This is a genomic window from Akkermansia muciniphila (genome assembly GCF_900184965.1).
In the GTDB taxonomy this organism is placed as follows: Bacteria; Verrucomicrobiota; Verrucomicrobiia; order Verrucomicrobiales; family Akkermansiaceae; genus Akkermansia; species Akkermansia muciniphila_A.
The window spans coordinates 1-6996 of record NZ_FXYA01000089.1 but is presented as its reverse complement, the minus strand read 5'-3'; the positions used below and the strand labels follow the sequence as shown (position 1 = coordinate 6996).

Sequence of the window (6996 nt, the reverse complement as noted above, 5' to 3'; positions counted from 1 at the left end):
AAAATCGTCTTTCGTTCATCCAGCCCTGATATCTTCCCCCGCTCTCCGGACGCAAAAGCGCCGCTTTCCCGGGAAAGGAAAAGCGGCGTGAAACGGAATGGGAACGCGCTCCCTTTGCTACACTTCTTCCGGGGACAGCCAGCGGAAGGAGACGATATTGAACTTTCTTCCAAACGCCTTGTTCACGGCGCTCAGCTCCGTATCCTCCAGCGCTCCGCTCTTCATGTTGACCTTCCGGGCAGGAGTTTCCGGGCTGTTCACCGGATCCACGTAGTTGATCCCCCTCTGCACCACCGCTTCGCACCACGCGCGCGACAGCACCACCCCTTCGCGGTTGGTCAGCTCCCCGTAGGCGCGCACCGTAAACGTATCGTCCCGCGTCGTCAGGATGTTGCCCAGCACCGCCAGCACGTCCGACTGGATCAGGTAGCCGGGGGCGGCCGTATACACCGACCCCCTGGCCGCGTCCTGGTTCGGATAGCCTCCCCTGGGCGCGATCACCATGTCGGAGAGTTCGTCAAACGTGCTGTTGATGGAGCTCTCGTCAATAGCCGCCTGAAGCGCTCCCTTCACCCCCATTTCACCGCTCTGCAGACGGCGGTTGACAAAGTCGGACATGTTCAGGAAGGGCCCCCTCTTCCTGACTTCCTTGACCATGTTCCGGGCCAGGGACCTGATCTGGGAGTCGCTCAGGGTTCTCAGGTCCGACCACGCCATGGCCTCCCCGTCCGGGATGCCCTGGGTCACCCCTATCGAGCCGTAGTCGTCCACGTGGGACTTGTCGCTGCTGGCCACCCCGAAACGGGAAAAGGCCGTCTGGGAGTTGCCGAGCACGGAAGGCCTCCCGTTTCTGGAATAAAGGATTTTGCGCTTCTTGAGCCCCAGCAGGGTGGCTTCCCAGGCGCGCTGGGAGGTGGAGTTGACATTGAATCCGCCGGCGACGGTGAGGTACTTGGAGGCATGCTTGTAGCCCTCGTCCGTCCTGGCGAGTTCTTCGACGACAGCTTCCGAGGGTTTGCCCTGAAGGTCGGGCATGAAGCGGCGGTTGGCGATGCCGGAGGCCCTGTTGGAGGAAGCGTCCGTGGAGAAAGCCTGCTGAAGAACGGTTTTCAGTTCTTCCCTGCCCGTGCCCCCAAGGCTGGAAGGGCGGGCGGCCAGGGAGGAGGCGAACCAGGAGTCCCAGAGGGCGTCGTTGATCATCAGGCCGTGGTCCCAGAAGTCCCCCAGGGCGGCGTCCCCCATGATTTCGTTGTGGGAAAACACCTTGTCGGCGGGAAGCATGGGATCGGCAAACGCGTTGCCGATGCCTACGCCCGGCACGCCGGACTGGTAGGCGAAGCGCTTGGCGATGGCCGCCTTGGAGTCGCTCCTGTACCATCCCGGGGTGAGGCGGCATCCGGCAAAGCCGGCCAGGCTGGAGGGCTGCTGGAAGGGAAGTTCCGCGGCGACAATCTTGTTGACCTGCTCGGCTCCCGGCCCTCCGAAGGGGGAGAGCCTGGTGCCGTCGTTGGAAAGGATGTTGGAGATGGTGATGGGGAAGAAGTCGCTGTTGGCGTTCTTGACTTCAAACTGGTACGGGCTGTAGAGGCGCCCCAGTTCGGAGGCGGTGGGCATCTGGCCGCCCCAGAAGAGGGGGCTGGAGTGCTGCCATGTCTTGGCGCGGTAGTCCTTGCCCTCCGGGTAGGCTCCAATCACGGGCGGCTTGCCCCATTTTACTGATACTCCGTAGTAAGCGATGAAATAGGGGAATGGTCCGTCCGGCGCAACTGCGTATTTACCGCGTTTCAAGCCATCTTCATCGTTTTTTCCTTCGAGGTGAATCCATCCATCTATTGGTATTTTTGTCGCCTGCATGATTTGTTCCTCAAATCCCCAGTTCAGATTGAGCATCGTTGGGGACATCTTAGAAAAAACGATAGGGTCCGGTGTGGAAGACCCGCTTAAACGTGTATCTTTTCCTATCTGGTTGGCGTCCATAATGCCAGCGCCCATCATGAAAGTTCCCAATTTTTTGGAATTGGAGCTGTATTCGTCCGTATACTTATGGCACAGAACATGATTGGGAGGAGTTCCCAAAGAGGAGTTCCCTCCATTCCCTATCAGTTCATCATCCGTTTCCGCAAAACGGGCCCAGAATGTGTATTTATGCTCTGTTGGATAGCCAGATTCTTCAAAGTATTGATATTGAAGGCCTGTGTATATATTAACGCCATAAGAAGCCATCTCACTCATGTCTTGCGGCCATCCTTCCCTAAAAGCAAAATTATCCGTTCGAGTATCATATCCCCCACTTTTAGATTTATATACAGCACCATTTTGAACTTTGTCAGTACGAGTCGTAGATGGTTGGACAAAAATAACGATTTCTCCTGCTTTAAGGACGGACACTTCGCCTTTCACTATTTCTCCTGTACCGTCGTTCAATCGGGAAGTCTTCCTGTAAGAGGCTCCGAAATCGGCTACCTGCCGATCGTATATAGCTCCGTGAGCCCCTTGCGTATATGGCGTCAGAGGATGCTCTGTATACATTTTTAAACTGGAAAGAGGGCCGGAGGAAGTGACGTTGTCCGCAAAAAGCATGGGTTTAAAGCGATGCTCGCCAAAGTAGGAGCCCCACGGGTTTCCATCGGCTCCCTGAAATAGCATGTCCACATTGTACGGATTCCACCAGACATAAACGGGAACGACTGATACAGCTACATTAATATAACCTCCGTTTTGAGCTTGACGATCATTCTTTGTCAAATAAGAACCGATAAAGTTGTAATAACGCAGCAGGATGGGATGGCGCATGTACGTGTGGCGGTTGTCCATCATCTCAAGATTCGCTGCGGCATCCGCCGCGATCAGCGTGCTGGGAGAGCTTCCGTTCCATTGCAGGGTGGCGGAGGCGTCCTGGCCTTCCCTCTTCGTGGAGGAGTCCCACACGTTGGCCCACAGGTAAAGCTGGTTCCAGGAGCCGATCGGCCGGTTCTGGTCCGACGGGTTGCCGTCCTCGGACGTGTACGGCCGCAGCCCTATGTCCGCGGTATCGCCGCGAAATTCCGCAGGAAGCTTTTCTTGAGAAAATATGATATTCAAGTCTTTTTTTAATCCACCGAATTTAGAATCCGTTTTTTCTGTAAAAATCATAACATAAACCTTCAAGATGGTAATTGGATAAAAATGTTATTTTCTACGATTTGTTTTTATTTTCAACTACCGCAAAGCCTGTTTTCTCTGTTCAACGTGTGCTTTGCTGGACCAACTTTGAGCTTGCATGAACTGCCTCTTTTTTGTATTGGCTAGAGTTAAGAATTGGCTCTTCGCGCCTTCGTGACAGCAGAGGTTTTTCTCCTCACACTCGAACGGGAAAGCGCCTGCCGGAAACCATCATTTTCATGAAGATCAAACTTTTCACTAAACGTCCTGTCAGGCATGTCAGCAAGGGGTTTGCCCTGATTGCCACCATTACCCTGATGATGCTTTTGGCTCTCCTCAGCGTTGGCCTTTTAACCATTGCGTCTTCACAAGTCCGCATCTCCGAGAAACAGCTTTTTGCGGCGGAAGCCAAATCCCTCGCCAGATTTTCTCTGGAAGTAGCTTTGGGTCAGCTTCAGTGTGAATTGGGGCCCGACCAGCGCGTTTCCGCCAATTCCGGCATTCTTTCTTCCGGAACCAGCGAAGGAAACGCTCCTTATATTCTGGGTGTCTGGAACAGCTGGGATTCCTGGCTCAATACAAACAACTCCGAGGGCATGAACATCTCGGCCACGTATGATACAGGAAGAAAATCCATGTTCCGCCGCTGGCTCATTTCCGACCCTGACCTGCGCAGACTCAGTTCCCTGGAAGCGGGTAAAAACCTGTTGGGCAAACGTTCTCTTTCCAACCAGAATTTCCGCAGTGTCGCCCTGGTGGGGCCAGGCACGATAGGGACGCCCGTAGGGGCCAGGAATCAGGATAAAAAGGAGATCTATGCCCGCATGGTGCGTGTGGATGATTCCTCCAAGACCACAGGGCTGAAAAAAAATGCCAACTCTCGTAAATATATAGCCTGGTGGGTCACCGGGGAAAATCAGAAAGCGCGCATCAATTTGATGCCGCATGCTTCTGAAGAAAGTACGGATGCCCTGACGGTGCTGCGTTCCACCTGGGATACGCCCGGCCCCGATTTGGAAGCCCTCAATCTTTCTTCCGTCATGACGGCGGGCTCCGGGAGCGACATGTCCGCTGTCAGAAAGCTTATCTCTCTTGATTCTCTGCTGGCTAACAATAAAAACGGACGTTTGAAGGATTTGGGAGACGTTTACCACGACATCTCTCTGGTTTCTTCCAGTTTGCTGACGGATTCTAAATTCGGTGGTCTTAAACAGGACCTCAACATTATGTTTTCCCAGGAAAAACTGCCCGAAGAATTTCGCGGCGATACCGCGGACATAGGGCTGCGGCCGTACACGTCCGAGGACGGCAACCCGTCGGACCAGAACCGGCCGATCGGCTCCTGGAACCAGCTTTACCTGTGGGCCAACGTGTGGGACTCCTCCACGAAGAGGGAAGGCCAGGACGCCTCCGCCACCCTGCAATGGAACGGAAGCTCTCCCAGCACGCTGATTGCGGCGGACTCCGCAGCCAGCATGGAGATGATGGACAACCGCCACACGTACATGCGCCACCCCATCCTGCTGCGCTTTTATTCCTTCGTAGGGCTTAACTATGTCAGACACGGCAACAAGCACCCCAACCGCGGAGGATGGATTGACTTCCGTGTCGCCGTCATTCCCGTCTATGTCTGGTGGAATCCGTATAATGTGGATATGAAGCTGACCGGGGCCAATGGAGGCGTCTGGGGCGCCTACTTCGGCGAGCACCGCTTCATGCCCCTGCTGCTTTCCCATAATGTCAGATTCGCCTGGAACCAACTGGATGAAAACGCGCTCTCCAATTATGGGGAATCCTGCCTGGTCCCCTATTTGAACGCCTCTTACAACAACCGCCAGGTAGCGGATTTCGGAGCCTCTTTCCGGACTACCTCCAAACTTAACAGCGACGGTTCCACGGTCAAAGGAGAGCCCTCCACCCTGAAAGCGGGCGAAATCGTCGTCTTCGCCCAGCCGGTCGTTTCCAACATCGCCAACGGCAACGAAGTTTACAAAACAAAACCCAACAGCGGTGATTTCAAACCGGACAGGTTCCCGCTCAAGGAAGGCTGGTCCCAAGAACCGGGGCAGGTCAGCTCCTATGCCGTCAACCTGACGGACGGCGTCCGTTATGAGCTTCTGGACGGCAGCGGATACAATCAGGTAGGCATTGCCAAGGCTTCCGTTATCTTCGCGGAAAACACCAGCCAGCTCAACGGCACGCCGGACAATCACGTTCTTGCCGTCAAATACGGAGACAAGGGCTCCTCCAAAGCCCTGGGGACCTTCGTGATGGGGGCCGGCCTGATGGATCCCAACAGAATGAACAGTTCTTCCTCCCTGAATGGGAAAAGCACGGCGGAGATAGACATTTTCTCCAAGACCATGCCGGCCATCCTCAACCTGAACTGGGGCGCCTGGGAAAAACCTCTTGTTGACCAGATTAAACTTCCCGCAGAAATGTGGGAACGCAACGAAGGCCCCAATGAGGAAGCCAAGAAGGCGGGGGAATACGGCAGGCCTACCTTGGATTCCACCTTTGTAGCCTACTACGGAGTATCAGTAAAATGGGGCAAGCCGCCCGTGATTGGAGCCTACCCGGAGGGCAAGGACTACCGCGCCAAGACATGGCAGCACTCCAGCCCCCTCTTCTGGGGCGGCCAGATGCCCACCGCCTCCGAACTGGGGCGCCTCTACAGCCCGTACCAGTTTGAAGTCAAGAACGCCAACAGCGACTTCTTCCCCATCACCATCTCCAACATCCTTTCCAACGACGGCACCAGGCTCTCCCCCTTCGGAGGGCCGGGAGCCGAGCAGGTCAACAAGATTGTCGCCGCGGAACTTCCCTTCCAGCAGCCCTCCAGCCTGGCCGGCTTTGCCGGATGCCGCCTCACCCCGGGATGGTACAGGAGCGACTCCAAGGCGGCCATCGCCAAGCGCTTCGCCTACCAGTCCGGCGTGCCGGGCGTAGGCATCGGCAACGCGTTTGCCGATCCCATGCTTCCCGCCGACAAGGTGTTTTCCCACAACGAAATCATGGGGGACGCCGCCCTGGGGGACTTCTGGGACCACGGCCTGATGATCAACGACGCCCTCTGGGACTCCTGGTTCGCCTCCTCCCTGGCCGCCCGCCCTTCCAGCCTTGGGGGCACGGGCAGGGAAGAACTGAAAACCGTTCTTCAGCAGGCTTTCTCCACGGACGCTTCCTCCAACAGGGCCTCCGGCATCGCCAACCGCCGCTTCATGCCCGACCTTCAGGGCAAACCCTCGGAAGCTGTCGTCGAAGAACTCGCCAGGACGGACGAGGGCTACAAGCATGCCTCCAAGTACCTCACCGTCGCCGGCGGATTCAATGTCAACTCCACCTCCCAGCGCGCCTGGGAAGCCACCCTGCTGGGGCTCAAGAAGCGCAAAATCCTTTATTCCAGAAACGGGAGGCCTTCCGTGCTCGGCAACTCCCAGACGGCCTTTTCCCGTTTCGGGGTGGCCAGCAGCGACAAGTCCCACGTGGACGACTACGGCTCGATAGGGGTGACCCAGGGCATCCCGGACGGGGAGGCCATGGCGTGGTCGGACCTGAGAACCCTGAGCGACTCCCAGATCAGGTCCCTGGCCCGGAACATGGTCAAGGAAGTCAGGAAGAGGGGGCCCTTCCTGAACATGTCCGACTTTGTCAACCGCCGTCTGCAGAGCGGTGAAATGGGGGTGAAGGGAGCGCTTCAGGCGGCTATTGACGAGAGCTCCATCAACAGCACGTTTGACGAACTCTCCGACATGGTGATCGCGCCCAGGGGAGGCTATCCGAACCAGGACGCGGCCAGGGGGTCGGTGTATACGGCCGCCCCCGGCTACCTGATCCAGTCGGACGTGCTGGCGG

At 56.5% G+C, this 6996-nt stretch carries 2 protein-coding genes; one reads left to right on the top strand and one right to left on the bottom strand.

Annotated features, from left to right (window positions below):
- Positions 1–117: 117 nt before the first annotated feature.
- Positions 118–3081 carry a hypothetical protein gene (locus CI070_RS01555; protein ID WP_256943511.1) on the bottom strand — a complete coding sequence of 988 codons (2964 nt, stop codon included), beginning with the start codon at positions 3079–3081 and terminating at the stop codon, positions 118–120.
- 299 nt (positions 3082–3380) lie between these two features.
- Between CI070_RS01555 and CI070_RS01550 the strand changes: the two genes are divergently transcribed.
- On the top strand, positions 3381–6996 hold a 3616-nt coding region (locus tag CI070_RS01550; protein ID WP_094135405.1), incomplete at its 3' end, for a hypothetical protein.